Below are 269 nucleotides of genomic sequence, written 5' to 3' on the forward strand. Positions count from 1 at the left end.
TAACAGACTCGTGGTTGATGTATCCGAGTAGGTTAAATCAGCACCTAAGGCCCAAATATTATTCAGCTGGTATTGATAACCGCTGCGCAATGCTGTGGTTATTTCATGAGAGAATTCACCTTCAGAAAATGATGCTACTTGGCGAGGATCTGCTTCGTACTGCGCCAGCGTTAGCGCGCCTGGTGCTTGGCGATCGTTATCAAAATGATTAACTTCAACATAGAAGTCTTCGGTATCTGTTTGATATTGTAAGCGACCTAGAATAGAAC

The 269-nt window shown here is 43.5% G+C and carries 1 protein-coding gene; it reads right to left on the reverse strand.

The window, feature by feature from the left end:
• Positions 1 to 269, reverse strand: a 269-nt coding sequence (locus AAEZ10_RS27390; RefSeq protein WP_350571819.1) for a hypothetical protein, incomplete at both ends; no start/stop codon positions are given.

Origin of the sequence: Pseudomonas sp. H26/SER47-MNA-CIBAN-0231 (assembly GCF_040310465.1) — a bacterium.
GTDB lineage: Bacteria > Pseudomonadota > Gammaproteobacteria > Pseudomonadales > Pseudomonadaceae > Aquipseudomonas > Aquipseudomonas atacamensis.